15 protein-coding genes and 1 tRNA gene are annotated in these 15233 nt (G+C 36.8%); 6 read left to right on the top strand and 10 right to left on the bottom strand.

Annotated features, from left to right (window positions below; translation table 11 throughout):
- Positions 1–17: 17 nt before the first annotated feature.
- Both LS66_RS04800 and LS66_RS04795 read right to left on the bottom strand, forming a co-directional pair.
- Positions 18–1862, bottom strand: a complete 1845-nt coding sequence (locus LS66_RS04800) for a menaquinone biosynthesis decarboxylase (RefSeq protein ID WP_034366027.1) — start codon at positions 1860–1862, stop codon at positions 18–20.
- 88 nt (positions 1863–1950) lie between these two features.
- Positions 1951–2463 carry a hypothetical protein gene (locus tag LS66_RS04795; RefSeq protein ID WP_034366030.1) on the bottom strand — a complete coding sequence of 171 codons (513 nt, stop codon included), beginning with the start codon at positions 2461–2463 and terminating at the stop codon, positions 1951–1953.
- A 203-nt stretch (positions 2464–2666) separates the two neighbouring features.
- Between LS66_RS04795 and LS66_RS04790 the strand changes: the two genes are divergently transcribed.
- Both LS66_RS04790 and LS66_RS04785 read left to right on the top strand, forming a co-directional pair.
- Complete coding sequence (locus tag LS66_RS04790) at positions 2667–4760, top strand: RNA degradosome polyphosphate kinase (protein ID WP_034366033.1); 2094 nt, start codon at positions 2667–2669, stop codon at positions 4758–4760.
- An 80-nt stretch (positions 4761–4840) separates the two neighbouring features.
- Positions 4841–5740: a DUF5131 family protein gene (locus LS66_RS04785; RefSeq protein ID WP_081947939.1), complete on the top strand. Its 900-nt coding sequence runs from the start codon at positions 4841–4843 to the stop codon at positions 5738–5740.
- A 6-nt stretch (positions 5741–5746) separates the two neighbouring features.
- On the opposite strand, the gene LS66_RS04780 is transcribed toward LS66_RS04785, so the two are convergent.
- Positions 5747–5823: transfer RNA gene (locus tag LS66_RS04780), tRNA-Arg, on the bottom strand.
- Between LS66_RS04780 and LS66_RS10380 the strand changes: the two genes are divergently transcribed.
- Genes LS66_RS10380 through LS66_RS04765 form a run of 4 tightly spaced genes read left to right on the top strand, consistent with a single transcriptional unit; the run spans position 5796 to position 9088 of the window.
- Positions 5796–5918 carry a hypothetical protein gene (locus tag LS66_RS10380; RefSeq protein ID WP_264357602.1) on the top strand — a complete coding sequence of 41 codons (123 nt, stop codon included), beginning with the start codon at positions 5796–5798 and terminating at the stop codon, positions 5916–5918. The two genes, LS66_RS04780 and LS66_RS10380, sit on opposite strands and share 28 nt — an antisense overlap.
- Before the next feature lie 48 nt (positions 5919–5966).
- Complete coding sequence (gene gap, locus LS66_RS04775; protein ID WP_011115334.1) at positions 5967–6950, top strand: type I glyceraldehyde-3-phosphate dehydrogenase; 984 nt, start codon at positions 5967–5969, stop codon at positions 6948–6950.
- Between the two features lie 6 nt (positions 6951–6956).
- Positions 6957–8207, top strand: coding sequence for a glucose-6-phosphate isomerase (locus LS66_RS04770; protein ID WP_052057340.1), 1251 nt, complete (start codon positions 6957–6959; stop codon positions 8205–8207).
- A 17-nt stretch (positions 8208–8224) separates the two neighbouring features.
- Positions 8225–9088: a toxin-antitoxin system YwqK family antitoxin gene (locus LS66_RS04765; protein ID WP_052057342.1), complete on the top strand. Its 864-nt coding sequence runs from the start codon at positions 8225–8227 to the stop codon at positions 9086–9088.
- 31 nt (positions 9089–9119) lie between these two features.
- On the opposite strand, the gene LS66_RS04760 is transcribed toward LS66_RS04765, so the two are convergent.
- From LS66_RS04760 to LS66_RS04730, 7 genes are all read right to left on the bottom strand, one after another.
- Complete coding sequence (locus LS66_RS04760; RefSeq protein ID WP_034366036.1) at positions 9120–10082, bottom strand: TIGR01212 family radical SAM protein; 963 nt, start codon at positions 10080–10082, stop codon at positions 9120–9122.
- A 9-nt stretch (positions 10083–10091) separates the two neighbouring features.
- A complete protein-coding gene (purF, locus tag LS66_RS04755; protein ID WP_011115330.1) occupies positions 10092–11516 on the bottom strand; it encodes an amidophosphoribosyltransferase in 1425 nt (474 codons plus the stop codon).
- A 67-nt stretch (positions 11517–11583) separates the two neighbouring features.
- On the bottom strand, positions 11584–12351 hold the full coding sequence (gene dapB, locus LS66_RS04750; protein WP_034366040.1) for a 4-hydroxy-tetrahydrodipicolinate reductase: 768 nt from the start codon (positions 12349–12351) through the stop codon (positions 11584–11586).
- Between the two features lie 42 nt (positions 12352–12393).
- Positions 12394–13329, bottom strand: coding sequence for a thioredoxin-disulfide reductase (gene trxB, locus LS66_RS04745; protein WP_011115328.1), 936 nt, complete (start codon positions 13327–13329; stop codon positions 12394–12396).
- Between the two features lie 82 nt (positions 13330–13411).
- Positions 13412–14065: an imidazole glycerol phosphate synthase subunit HisH gene (gene hisH, locus LS66_RS04740; protein WP_034366043.1), complete on the bottom strand. Its 654-nt coding sequence runs from the start codon at positions 14063–14065 to the stop codon at positions 13412–13414.
- Positions 14058–14291: a hypothetical protein gene (locus LS66_RS04735; protein ID WP_034366045.1), complete on the bottom strand. Its 234-nt coding sequence runs from the start codon at positions 14289–14291 to the stop codon at positions 14058–14060. Before LS66_RS04735 ends, hisH begins: the two co-directional genes overlap by 8 nt.
- Before the next feature lie 12 nt (positions 14292–14303).
- The gene (locus tag LS66_RS04730) at positions 14304–15182 is read right to left on the bottom strand and encodes a 3'-5' exonuclease (protein WP_034366047.1); all 879 of its coding nucleotides are present in this window, start codon (positions 15180–15182) and stop codon (positions 14304–14306) included.
- Positions 15183–15233: the final 51 nt, after the last annotated feature.

Genomic DNA, 15233 nt, shown 5'->3' with positions numbered 1-15233 from the left:
ATTAACTTAAGCATATTTTAATGTAAGATACCAAAATGCTCTAAAAATTCATCATCTATATCATCAATAAGTCCCTTTTTCTTTAATGTGGCGATGACAGATGGGCTACAATTTGTATCTTGGGGCCACTCGCGCAGATGTCCATCACAGGTTGATTTATCGGTTGCATCAATAAAAACAAGATTTTCAACAATAAGAATATCACGCTTTGCATCAATATTATTAACAATCCGCCAAGTAAGCATATAAGGGTTTGTGAGATGATTTTTATGCGAATCTACAAAGATAAGAATACTTAAGCAGTTTTGTAAAGCTTGAAAACCTTTAAGATTCTCATTTAAATCTGTAAAGAGATGACTTTGCTTTACCACACTTACAATACAAATGGGATTGGGCGTGTGAGTAAAATATTGCTTTAAAGCAGTGGCTTGAGGAAAAAGTGGAGCAAATTTCTCCCATAAGCACTCATCATTAAGAGCAATAAATGAAGGCTTATGCACGGGTGTAATAGCTTCTACACCAAGCTTTCCTCCGTGAGCAAAATGTGGGCTTGCGTGATCAAGTGCATCACAGATTCCCTCTGTAATAAGCAGATTATTAGGAGAGAAGCGCTCAAGTATGTAAGTGCCAAGAGCTTCATAATCTGTCAGTTCGGGTGCATTTTCATCAACAAAAATAGCGTGTTTTACAAAGCTCATTTGCCCCACTCCCCAAAAATTGTGCATAATCTGCTTACTATGCGAAGGATAATCAGGCTTGATTTTTGCAAAAATAAGATTATGGAATACGCCATTTTCGGGCATATGATAATCCTTTAATCCGTGTGCAGTAGTTTGTAATAATGGCAAAAATACGCGCTCTGTTAAATAACCCATATATTTATCCTCAAGCGGAGGTTTGCCAACGATTGTAGCAGGAAAAATAGGTTTTTTTCGCATCGTGATTGCACTCACTTCAAGCACAGGATAAGGTTCAATAGGCGTATAGAATCCTGTATGATCGCCAAATGGTCCCTCATCTCGCATTTGTGTGGTATCTACCCAGCCTTCAATAACAATATCTACATCATTTGGCACAAAGAGTGGGTTAGTGATACACGGGCAAAGCACAGGCTTTTTAGAGCGGATAAAGCCATAGAGCATTAGTTCAAAGATACCCATAGGTAAAGGTGCCTGTCCGCACCAAATATAGAGTGGGTCGCCGCCAAGAGCAATACTCACAGGCATTTTTTCCCCTGCTTGTTTATATTGATGAAAAAAATGTTGAGAATCTTTATGAATTTGCCAATGTAATCCTAAATGTTTCTCATCATAGACTTGCAGACGATACATACCTAAATTTTTTGCTTTGCCATCAAGGCTTTGGGTATAAACTTGCCCCATAGTAATAAATGCTCCCCCATCGTGTTCCCAAGTTGTGAGAATGGGGAGATTAAAAAGATTAATTTCTTCACCTATAATAATAGTATCTTGGCATAGACCTTTAGATTTCGTGTATTTAGGAAAAACAAAGCGCAAGTGAGCAAGTTCTTTAAGCCGAGAGAAAATCTCTTTTATACCTTTAGGTGGGCTAAAGCGCAAAAGATGTTGTATGTGAGTAGCAATTTGTGGAATTGGCTTATCAACGAGGAGGTTAAGTCTTTGATGTGAGCCAAAAATATTCATAAGCACGGGTATATCAAAGGTTTTTCCACTTTTAGCACAAATAGGATTTGTAAAAAGAAGAGCTTTGCTCGTTGGTTTTTTAACTTCAAGATAGGCAAGCTGAGGAATTTGCAGATAAATATCAAGAGGTTCATCAATAATAGTCAGTTCATTGTGAGATTGCAAAAATGTAATGAGCTGATGAGAATCTAAAGCCATATAAAGCTCCAAAAGTAAGTTACTCCCCTCTTTGCTAAGCCATTTGGTGATTAAGCAAGAGGGTTAGGATTCTATAAAATATAGAATCCTAGAAATGCAAGGCAATAAGTGCTTGAATAGTTTGCATTTTCTCTTTATTGCCTAAGGGAGTATCAAGCTCTGGTTTTTGATAAGTATAGAGTAAACCAAGTGAAATAGGAATAAGATCAAATTTAAGCTTTAACCCTGCATTATAAGCAATAGTATCTTTATAAATTTTATTAAAACTTGAGTGATTCACTCCTATATAAGGTGTTAATCGTGCGATAATGAGCCCAATGTTATATCCAGCTGAGATACCATATTGTAAATTTCTAAAATCATTATCAGAGTTTGAATGTGAATTAAAATCCCATTTGACTTGCGGAGCTACAACAAAATCAAAAGCACCAAGCCATATACGCCCAAATGCACTATAATCTTTTAGATTCGCACTATCGATTTTTGTTTGTCCTGCAGCAAATCCGATTTCAGGGCTTATTTCAAACCCTGCAATACTTGCAGCTTGCACATTAAGACTAAGTCCTGCTACACAAAGTAGCGAAAGTAGATGTTTTTTCATTTTGTTCTCCTTAGTTTTGAAAATGACGTGCATTATAATCAAAATATCATTTATTTCCCTTAAATATTTTTCTAAAATTTTATAGAATTTGAAACAATTTTGCCAATGTTTATAAAATTATTGAGAGAATCAAACACAAAGGAAGCATTTTTAATGTGAATTTGAGATACAATGAAATTATATTACGACATTAAGGGGGCAATATGACAATTAATGATTCAAAAATGTATTTTAATCGTGAGCTTTCGTGGCTCAAATTTAATACACGTGTGCTTAATGAAGCTAAAAATACTAATATTCCACTTTTGGAGCGATTAAAATTTGTAGCAATTTATGGGACGAATCTTGATGAATTTTATATGATACGCGTAGCAGGGCTTAAACGTTTATATGCAAGTGGAATTACCGAAGTGGGCGCAGATAAACTTACGCCATTGCAGCAGCTTAAAAGTATACGCGAATACCTTGATAAAGAAAAAAATATGCTTGAGAGTGTTTTTAAGGAGATTCAAAGTGGCTTAGCAAAGGAAGGTATGCACATTAAACAAGTCAATCAGTTAAATAATGAGCAAAAAAAGCGATTGCACGAATTTTTTATTAATTATTTGTATCCTGTGATTGTGCCTGTGGCAATAGATGCTACACACCCCTTTCCTCATCTAAATAATTTAAGTTTTGCCATTGCGCTTAAACTTAAAGATACACAAGAGGGGAGTGTAAAATTTGCTATGGTAAGAATCTCGCGTTTGCTTTCGCGTTTTGTGGAGATTGAAAGCGGCGTGTTTATAGCGGTTGAAGATATTGTAGGTGAGTTTGCAAGTGAATTGTTTGGAGAATATGAGATTCTCAATTATGTTCCTTTTAGAATCACGCGTAATGCGGATATGGAAATTGAAGAAGAAGAGGCAGATGATTTTATAGAGATTATGAGTGAGGGGCTTAAAACTCGTAGGAAAGGTGAAGTAGTGCGTCTTGAGATAGGTGCAGATAAAGATAGTAGCCTTTTAGATTTTATTAATTCTCATTTAAAAGTTGATGCTAAAGATGTTTATGTTTATCATATTCCGCTCAATCTAAGTGGATTGTGGGAGTTGGTAGGAAGCAAGGCGTATGCTCATCTTACCATTCCACCTTTTAATCCAAAAACACTTCCACCATTACACGGGAGTGGAGAGATTCTCTCTACAATGGAAAATGATGATATTTTGCTCTTCCACCCCTATGAGAGCTTTGATCCAATAGTGAATTTTATTCAGAGCGCAGCAAAAGACCCTGATGTACTCTCCATTCGTATGACACTTTATCGTGTAGGAAAAAATTCACCTATTGTTAAAGCTCTCATACAGGCAGCTGAAAATAATAAGCAAGTAACGGCGTTGGTTGAGTTAAAAGCACGATTTGATGAAGAAAATAATCTGTATTGGGCGCATTCTTTAGAATCTGCTGGAGCGCACGTTATTTATGGTGTGCCCGGACTTAAGGTGCATGCCAAAATTGCGCTTGTGATTAAAAAAATTGGCAATACACTTAAAGAATATGTGCATTTAAGCACAGGAAATTATAATCCTAGCACTGCAAAAATTTATACTGATATTTCGCTCCTAACTTGCAATCAGTCTTTTGCAAAAGATGCAATTAAACTTTTCCACTCTCTCTCTACAGGTTCTTCATATCGCACCAAGCTTAGTCATTTATTGATTGCTCCTACACAGATTAAGACTAAAATTTTAGAGCTTATTGAAAACGAAAAGAAAATGGGAAGTGAAGGGCGCATTATTATGAAAGCAAATGCTTTTATAGACATTGATGTGATACGTGCACTTTATGGGGCATCAATAGCTGGAGTAAAGATTGATTTGATTGTGCGTGGCGTATGTGCCTTGCGTCCGGGTATAAAGGGCGTGAGTGAAAATATTCGTGTATTTTCAATCATTGGAAAATATCTTGAACACGCTAGAATCTATCATTTTAAGAATGATAAAGTAGGCGTATATTTTGCTTCAGCAGATATTATGCCTCGTAATTTAGAGCGACGCGTGGAGATTCTCACACCAAGCTTAAATGCACAGATGAGCAAACGTTTAATGGAGATTCTCCAAATGCAGCTTAATGATAACGTCCAAATGTATGAACTACAAAGCAATGGGGAGTATCAGAAAGTAGTGAGCTCACAAAAACCCTTTAGTTCGCAACTTGCTTATGAGGAATATGTGAATGCTATTTATGGAGATTTGGTAAGAAATGATGAGGTGAATAAGGCAAAAAAACTTGCTAAAAGAATGCTCAAAGAGAGTTAAAAAAACAGAATATTAAACGATTTATTAAGGAGGTTTAACATAAAGCAAAGAAGCTTTATAATGCAGGGAGAGGTAAGGCAATGGGTAGGTTGCATTATACAGAAGTTTGGAATTTTATTACAGGTTGCACCCAAATATCCCCAGCGTGTGATTATTGCTATGCTATGACTATGACTAAGAAATTGCAAGCTACATCAAAAAGCGAGCTTGATAAAACTATAAATAAACTTGATTATAGTAAGTGTGCCCCTAAATGTAAAGATATTACGATGAGTGAAGAAGGCGATAAATTGCATATAGTATGCGAATGCAAAAATACTGAACATTTGATTGAAACGCCTAAATATTATTATGGGTGGGAGCAAGTTGTATTTCATAAAAGTATGTTAGAAGAAATACTAAACACAAATATGTATCCAAGCGGTTCTAAGGTTTGTGTATGCAATATGAGTGATTTATTCCACGAGGATATAGACTCGCAAGATTTAGCTCTTGTTTTTGAGTATATGATTAAGCGTAAGGATTTGATTTTCCAAGTGCTCACTAAACGACCGGAGCGAATGTTAGAGAGTGTGAAAAACAATATAGTAAATACAGATGATACAAAGCATATTTGGTTTGGTATATCAGCTGAAGATCAAGCTATGTTTGGCAAGCGTATGCCATCGCTTGTAGAGGTTAAAAAAAATTTGGGTGAAAAGGTGAAAATTTTTGCGATGATTGAGCCTATGATGAGTGGGATTGATTTACAATCTTATAAGGACAAGCTTGATTGGGTTGTTGTCGGAGGAGAGAATATCCCTGAAAACCCAAAAAAAGCAAGAAGTATGCAATATGAATGGGTAGAAGATTTGTATGAACAATGTAGACAATACGATATTGCTTTCTTTTTTAAACAATGGGGAAGTAATCCTAGAAATAGACCAGATTTGATTAATTTAAAGTCGGGATTCCCGAAGGTTGAGGAAGTTGAAACCTAAAAGCTGTGGTGTCCCCGATGCGATTCGAACGCATGACCTCACGATTAGGAATCGTGTGCTCTATCCAGCTGAGCTACGAGGACAAAAAGTAGAGCAGACACATTTTGGAATGGGCATTTTACACTCATTTGCCAGAGAAATCAAGCCAAAAGGTGGAGAATGGGCTTTTTTATGTTAAAATATATATTCAAACCCTTGCTGGGCATATTTGATAAAAGGAGAAAATATGGCGATTAAGCTCGCAATTAATGGCACTGGGCGTATAGGACTTTGTGCAGCGAGAATTATCGGACAACGCGATGATGTGGAGCTTGTAGCAATGAATACTACAGCAGATATTGATACACTTGTGCATTTGCTACGTTATGATTCTGTGCATAGGAGCTATGACATAGAAAAAATAGATAAACAGACTTTATGTATTGGCAAAAGCAAAAATGTTAAGATTGTAAGCGATAGAGATCCTAGAAATCTTGATTTTGGTGCAGCTGTGGGTGTGCTAGAATGCACAGGCAAATTTAATTCCCTTGAAAAATCAAGTCTTCATCTTAAAGATAATATTAAAAAAGTCATCATATCTGCTCCTGCAGATGATGCGCCCACATTTGTTTATGGCGTTAATCACACAAATTATCAAGGGCAAAGTGTCATTTCAAATGCTTCTTGCACCACAAATTGTCTTGCACCCATTGTAAAAGTGCTTGATTCTCACTTTGGTATAGAAAATGGTTTGATGAGCACGATTCATAGTTACACAAATGATCAGAATCTCCTTGATGTCAAACATAAAGACTTGCGCCGAGCACGTGCAGCAGCATTAAATATGATTCCTACGAGCACAGGAGCAGCAAAAGCAATAGGGCTTGTATTACCTCATCTTGCGGGAAAACTTAATGGGATTTCTGTGCGTGTGCCAACTCCTGATGTGAGTCTTGTGGATTTAAGTGTAAATCTTAAAAGTAAAGTGAGCAAAGAAAGTATCAATGAAGCATTTTATAAAGCTCAAGAGGGGGCAATGAAAGGTCTTATTATCGTTGATGATGAGCAAAGGGTATCAAGTGATTTTATTGGCTCAAGTGCGAGCGCAATCATTGTGTCTGATAAGAGCATAGCTATTGATAAAAGCGCAAAGATTCTTGCGTGGTATGATAATGAGATGGGTTATACTCATCGCCTTGTAGATATGAGTGTATATGTATGTAGGACATAAAAAAGTATGGTAGCGTTTTCACTGCATTTTCAAACACAGCATCAAAAAGTATGTGATACGCTTTTTGAGAGTATTTGCGAGGAACGAGATAGTCAAAAAAGTGGCTATTATGATTTGCCTTTTACAGAGGTGGCAGTTGATGAATCTTCTTGTTTTGTGAATGATAATAAAGCATTTTTGCAAACTCTCTCTCACTTGGTAATTATTGGCATTGGTGGGAGTTCACTTGGGCTTAAAGCCATAGATTCTATGCTGGAGCATTTGCCTCATCGCAATAAGCTTAAACTCTCATTTTTAGAACATACTGACCCTATTAGTATTACTAAGAGTTTGCAGGGTATTAAGCGTGAAAATACACTTTTTATTGTTATTTCTAAATCGGGCACGACTATTGAGACTTCATCTTTGCTTAAGTTTGTGCTTGAAGAATATAATTTACTCCAAAATGTGCAAAGCAAACGACATTTGCTTGTTATTACCGATAGGGATTCTCCACTTGAGCATTGGGCAAAAGTAGAGAAACTAACATATTTTGGAATCCCACCAAATGTAGGAGGGCGATTTTCAGTATTAAGTATGGTTGGTATTTTGCCTTTAAGCATTCTAGGCTTTGATACGCGAGCGATTTTGCGGGGAGCAGCAGGCATTACACAACGATTTTTTGAGCGCAAAGAAGAGCATATTTTGCACAAAGCTCTCACTTATTTTACTCATAAAAATCATATTTCTATGAATGTGTTATTTTCATATTCAAGTCTTTTTACGTATTTTAATGCGTGGTATGTGCAACTATGGGGAGAGAGTTTGGGTAAAATCAATGCTATGGGAGAAAGAGTAGGGCTTACACCTATTGCGCTTATTGGGAGCATTGACCAGCATTCATTTTTGCAGCTCATCGTGCAAGGCGTGCGTGATAAAAGCGTAACTTTTCTAAGCCTTAATCCTACTCATAGCGCACAGCCAAGCATTCCAAATCTTCAAATTCCATTTTTAGAATCTACAAACTTTGTAAATACACAAAGTTTTGCAACTTTGCTCAATAATCAACGTATTGCTACGATGCAGACAATAGAAAATGAGGGGATTCTCACAGATTGTATTGAGGTAATGAGTTTGTGTGAGGAAAGTGTAGGGATACTTATAGCATATTTTGAAGTACTCACTTCGTGTATGGGACAACTTTTTGAAATTAACACTTATGACCAGCCGGGTGTAGAATTTGGCAAGGCAAGATTAAAAAAACTTTTTGAATCTTAAATAATGGAGGTGAAACTATGCGAAATTTGTATGAATCAAAGGAGAAAAATGCAAAAGCTTATTTGCTTGTGTGCTTGCTATATGGTGCATTTATGCTTGAGGGCTGCTCACTTAAAGAATGCGCAGATGAGGAAGATAGAGAAAGGGGCTGCATTCAAAAAGAATATCGCTTAAGTGGGAAGCTTGGATTTGAAATTCCTTATAAAAACAATAAGGCAGAGGGCAGCGCAAAATTTTATTATCCAAGCGGGGAACTTGAATGTATAGTGCCATATAAGGGAGACAAAAGAGAAGGTGTAAGAAAATGTTATTATAAAAATGGAAAGATTAAAAGTGAAACACCTTATAAAAATGGCGAGCAAAATGGCGTTGAAAAATGGTATTTTGAGAATGGCAAGATTGAAAGTGAAAGACCATACAAAAATGATGAAAGAGAAGGGATACACAAATGGTATTCTGAGAATGGAAATATTAAAAATGAGGAATCATATAAAAGAGACAAACTAGATGGCGTATGCTCATCTTACTACGACAATGGCAAACTTAAGCAGCAAATCCCATATAAAAATAGTAATAGAGACGGTATTGAGAAAAACTATTATGAAAGCGGGAATCTTTGGATTGAAACTCCATATAAAAATGGCTATAGAGAGGGTATTGAGAAATGGTATTATGAAAATGGTAAGCTTTTTTCTCAAGTATTATATAAAAATAACCGCAAACAGGACGTAGCGAGCTTTTATGATGAAGAGGGTAATACAATTATGGAAATTACATTTGAAGATGGCATTCCCACAGGGGTTAAATGTCAAAATGGCAAAGAAAGTGAAAGAGGAATTGACGGGTTTTGGATGAGACTTCCTTCCTTTTGTGAGCAATGAGATGAGGTTTAAACATTGGGCAAAAAAGATTCTAATATTCTATTCCTACTTCTTTAAGCCTATCGCGGAGATAGCGCATTTGAATGTTTTTATCAAAACACCATTTAGGAGCAAGTAAAGATTCATCGTGTGCTCCTGCACTGATTCTCTGCACGACTACATCAGGTGGGATTTTTTGTAAAGATTTCACAATAAGATCACTAAAGCTTTCCATTGTGATTGGCTCATATTTCCCATCTTTATAAAGTTTAGCAAGACGCGTGCCATTGACAACATATAAAGGGTGAATTTTAATACCATCAATTCCCCATTCTAACACAGATTCCAGCGAGTGGAGCATCATTTGAGGGGTTTCTTCGGGTAATCCATAAATAAGGTGTGCGCAGACTTTCACACCTTTTTCACGAGTTTTTGCAAACATCTCTTTAGCTCCTGTAATGCTATGAGCGCGGTTTGTGATTGTTAGAGTGTTATCATACACCGATTGGATTCCATATTCTAACCAAATTTCTTTGCCTTTTTTGACATATTCGCCTAAAAGTTCCAGCACTTCATCTTTTACGCAATCAATGCGTGTGCCTATGCTTAAACCTACGACATTTGGGAAACTTAGTGCTTTATCATAGAGGGCTTTGAGCGTGGAATAAGGCGCATAAGTGTTTGTGTATGATTGAAAATATATCATATATTTGCACACACCAAATTTTCTTTGATGAAATTCAGAGTGCCAATAGAACTGCTCTTCTAGCTGCTTGAGCTGTTTTTGAAGTAGGGGATTATGAGTAAGTGAAAAATTCATTTTGACTTCAGAAATTTTATCAAGCTTAATGAGACTGGGTGAAAAACTTTCATTATCACAATAGATACAGCCGCCTTTGGCAAGGCTTCCATCGATATTGGGACAAGTAAATCCTTGTAAAGAAATAGGAATCTTTCTTACCCTTGTGCCAAAACGTCTTTTAAAATATCGCCCTATACTTAACATTACACGCATTATATATCTTTAATGAGAGGATTTTAAAGCGGCAGGGATTGCTGCACCTGTGGTATAATCATCAATATAATGTCCATCAAAACACGCTTTGCATAAAGAATTGTTTTCGCCTATACTTTTGGTCAAACCGCTAAGGGAGAGAAAACCTAGAGAATCTGCACCGATATGCTTACACACTTCTTCAATACTTTTATTAGCACAAATGAGTTGCTCCTTATTGGGCGTATCTATACCATAAAAGCACGGCGAAATCGTAGGTGGAGAGCTAATAAGTAGATGAATTTTTCTTGCCCCCGCTTGACGCAAGATTTTAATAATTTGCTTACTTGTCGTGCCTCTAACCACAGAATCATCAATGACAATAATATCTTTATTAGCTATAAGTTCTCTGATAGGGTTGAGTTTAAGGCGAACTTTAAGCTCTCTCTCTTGCTGCGTTGGCTCAATAAATGTCCTTCCTACATAGTGATTGCGGATAAATCCTAGCTCAAAATCAATTCCGCTTTGCTTACTATAACCAATAGCTGCAGCCACACCAGAATCTGGCACAGGAATTACCATATCTGCTTGAATTTGATGTTCTTTAGCAAGCTCTATACCCATTTGTTTGCGTGCTTGATAGACATTATGTCCAAACACATTGCTATCAGGACGTGCAAAATATATGTATTCAAATACGCAAAAATGCGGTTTTGGTTCAAAGACTTGAATACTTTTGGGTTGAGAATCTTGAAAGGCATACGCTCCATCAAAAATAATCATCTCACCTGCTTTGACATCTCGGACAAATTCCGCACCTATAAGGTCAAATGCACAACTTTCACTCGCTACAACATAGCCTGTGCTTCCATCTTCGTTTTGTATTTTGCCTAAGCTAAGTGGGCGCAATCCATACCTATCACGAATAGCAAACATTTTGCTCCGTGAAAGAAATACAAAGCAATACGCTCCATCAATGTAGCTTAAAGCATCAATGATTCTATCAGTAAGTGATGTTTTTTTACTTCGTGCAATCAGATGAATGAGATTTTCAGTATCAAGATAGCTTTGGAATATTGTTCCCTCTTTAATAAGCATCTCACGCACTTCTTTGGCATTTGTGAGATTCCCATTATGTGCGATTGCCATTTCGCCTAAATCATATCGTGCAAAAATAGGTTGTGTGTCATTTATAGAATCTTCACCTGCAGTTGAATAGCGATTGTGCCCAATACTTGAGCGACCTTGCAATTTATCAAGTCGCTTTTGTGTAAAAATTTTAGTTACTAAACCAGTATTTTTGATAGTTGTGATTTTTGTGCCATTACTTGCGGAAATCCCACTTGCTTCCTGCCCCCTATGCTGCATTGCAAAGAGTGAATAATAGCTTAAGAGTGCTGCATTATCAACATTATATACGCCCACAATGGCGCACTCTTCGTTCCAGCTTTCCATTCCTTATCCTCATTATGTTTTGTATCTGCGATTGTATAGTAACAAAACCAACAAGCAAATTTAAAGCTTAAATCTCAAGTGCATCCTCAATACTATAAAGCCCATTTTTTTGTGTTACAATCCATTTTGCCATATCAAGTGCGCCCTTAGCAAAAGTAAGGCGAGAAGTAGCATTATGAGTAAGCTCTAAATATTCACCATCAAGATAGAATCCAATTGTATGTCTTCCAGCAACATCACCTCCGCGTAGGCTCATTACGCCAATTTCGTGAGGATTTCTTTCACCAATATTTCCATTGCGTCCGCTTATGCGCACATCGCTCAATTTGAGATTCCTTGCTTTCGCACAGCTTTGAGCAAGAGTAAGGGCAGTCCCAGAAGGCGCATCTTTTTTGTAGCGATGATGAATCTCGCAGATTTCTATATCACTTTCTTTTAATGTTGCAGCCACTAATGCGCCAATTTTATTGAGCATTGCTACCCCTTTACTCATATTTGTTGCATAGAGTATAGGCATTGTATGTGAGGCATTTTCAAGGAGATGTTGTATGTCATTATCTAAACCTGTTGTGCCTATAACAAGCGGTTTTGGATAAGAGAGAGCGACTTCAAGAAGTGCTTTTGTCGCTTCGGGTGAAGAGAAATCAATAATCACATCACTTGCTTGTAAAAATATTTCAAAGTCTTTTGTTACCATTGTGCTTGAGGGAAGCGAATATTGTAATTCATTACGCACATATACACTTGAGAGATTGAAGTGAGTGTGATTAAGTATTTCTTCAATAAGTAGCTTTCCTACGCGTCCCGTAGCGCCAAAAATCCCTACTTTTAGCATATATTCTCCTTAAATGTAATAGATTCTATAAAATATATAATATTACTTATGTTCTAAATATGCAATAGCTTGTAATGCCGCAGTTGCACCATCTCCAGCTGCGCATACAACTTGTTTGGGAGCAAGAGTGCGGACATCTCCAGCTGCAAAAAGACCTTCTACACTTGTTTTCATTGATAAATCTACCTTGATACTGCCATATTCATCGCATTCACAAAGCATTGAGCCATCATCTTGTTTGAGCGTAGCTGTATTGACATTATAACCTACAAAAATAAAGATTCCCATAACAGGGATTTCCTCATTTGTATTTGAATCTGTATGTTTAATCAGCACACTCGTTACACCCGATTTATCGCCTTTGATTTCCTCAACAACTGCGGGAGTAACAATGTGAATCTTATCATTTTTCTTTACGTGTTCAATTGTGCTGGGCGCAGCGCGGAACTCATTTCTTCTATGCACCAAATGCACTTTAGAGCAAATCCGACTAAGATATACTGCTTCTTCAAGAGCTGTATCACCACCGCCGAGCACAATAACCTCTTGGTCTTTGTAAAAAAATCCATCACAAGTAGCACAAGTGCTTATACCTCTACCCCAAAACTCATCTTCTCCCTTAAGATTTGCTCTTTTTGGGCTACCACCGGCGCAAAAAATTACTGCTTTTGCTTCATCAATACTTCCATCGGTTTGATGAATGTAAAAAATATCATTTTTCTTTGTGATTTGGCTGACTTCACTCATTTTATGAGTTAATCCAAAGCGAAAGCATTGCTCTTGCCAAGGCTCCATAAACTCCATACCACTTACAATATCTTTTACACCCGGATAATTTTCTATTTCACTACTTCCTGTAATCTGTCCGCCGGGCATACCTTTTTCAAAAAGCACTACATTTTTAATACCGCCTCTTGTTGCGTATAAACCTGCACTTAGTCCAGCTGGACCACCACCGATAATTGCTAAATCAATCATATTTTTCTCCTTACAAATAATAAAAATTTTCCATTACTATAATTAACTAAAACAACAACTAGGTAAATGGAAAAGCAATGTTTCATAAGGTAAGGAAATTTGCAAGAAGCCTTAAACCTACGTTATGGCTTTTTTCGGGGTGAGCTTGTATGGCAAAAAGATTATCTTTATGGACAATCGCACCAAAAGGATAGCTATAGGTGCATTGAGCAAGGATAAATTGAGGTTGTGTTTGAATGTGAAAGCTATGTACGAAATAAAAAAAGCTTCCATCAGCGATACCCCTAAAAAGCTTTGAATGTTTGCCTTCAGGAGTAAAATTACAGCTATTCCACCCAATATGTGGCACTTTTAGTGGTGCAATATGTTCAAATCCTACTACTTTGCCCTCAATAAGTCCTAATCCTTTGTGATTACCAAATTCTTCACTTTGCTCAAAAAGCAGTTGCATTCCTAAACAAATCCCAATTAAGAATTTGCCGCTTTGGACAAATTCTCTGATAGCCTCATCTAAATGAGTGTTTTTTAAATGTGTCATTGCATTGCCAAATGCTCCAACACCCGGCAATAAGAGTTTATCGTAATCTTGTAGCCTTTCAGGGTGAGATTCTACCTTTATTTCAAGTGTATGTGGTAATACATCGCTAAAATGTGTTTGTATAAAAGCAAAAGCATTTTGTACACTGCCGAGATTCCCTACACCATAATTAATAATACCAACACGAAGATTACTCATTGACAAGTCCTAAAAGCCATTGTTTATTTTGTGCAATTACATCATTGCTTTTTTGTAAGAGATTATCACGCACATTTTCTAAATCTACACAAGAGAGAGTATCCATAACTGCAGGAGAAAGTGTGGTATGCGAAGCAGGAATTACATTAAGAAGTTGCTCTATCTCGGAGATAAGTTGGGCTTTGGTAGTGATTTCGCCATTTTTGGTAATATAAGGTGTATTCATTACTTTCCTTTTTTAAGAATCTGCTTTATAGGATTCTATATGTTTTTTAAGCGTATGTGTAAAAATATCTGAATAAGGCTTGTCTTTAGGGAGTTTCTCGCAAAACTCCACAAGTAGAGCATAATAGTCATTTTCTAATAAAGTGCCCTTAAGCAGCTCATATTTTAAATAGAGCCAATAAGTATTAAGCACATCACTATGGCAGTAATGATTAATTGTTCCAAGTGCAGCTTTTTTGGTTTCTAAAGTATTTTCTCCACCAAGATAAGTTTGATAGACTTGCTCACCACTCATATCATATTTGCCAACCATATCAAGCATACGACAGAGCGTGTTGAGATTGAGTGCGCGCACTGCCCCAAATTGCCCTAAGCTATCAAATAAGTCTGTGTGGAAAATCTCACTATATCGTTGGCGATAATTGTCCCATTTAGTTTTATTATGCGCAGGATTATTTTGCTCAAAATATGCGTATGCACTGATATTGTAGCGCATAGAGCGAAGAGCAAGAACAGGCAAATCAAAACCTCGTCCATTAAAGCTTACAAGCTTTGGATTATTTTTATTAAAAAACTGCCAAAATTCATTTAAAAGTGTAGATTCTAAAGTATCTAAGAAATCTTTTGAGAGACAATCTGTGCCCTCTTGTATCAAATCTAAAAATCCCTGCCCAAAGTGCCCTACTTTGCGGAAATGCCCAAAGTCATCGCATACCACACTGCTTATGCTTATTATACGATGAAAGCATAGAGGGAGAAACTCACTCCCGCTTTTGTCAAATTGTTCTTTAAAGGCACTTTGTGCGATTTGCAAAGGTTCGCCCTCATAACCAAAGGTAGTTTGAAGCAAGTCAAAATCTGGGATTGTTTCACAATCAAAGACACATATCATTTTATTGCCTTCTTAAAAAATATGGCTACAATATTACCAAAATTTACTAAC

It is taken from the genome of Helicobacter sp. MIT 03-1614 (assembly GCF_000762925.2).
In the GTDB taxonomy this organism is placed as follows: Bacteria; Campylobacterota; Campylobacteria; order Campylobacterales; family Helicobacteraceae; genus Helicobacter_C; species Helicobacter_C hepaticus.
Note: the sequence above shows the minus strand (reverse complement) of the source record. Positions and strands in the feature narration are given on the sequence as shown.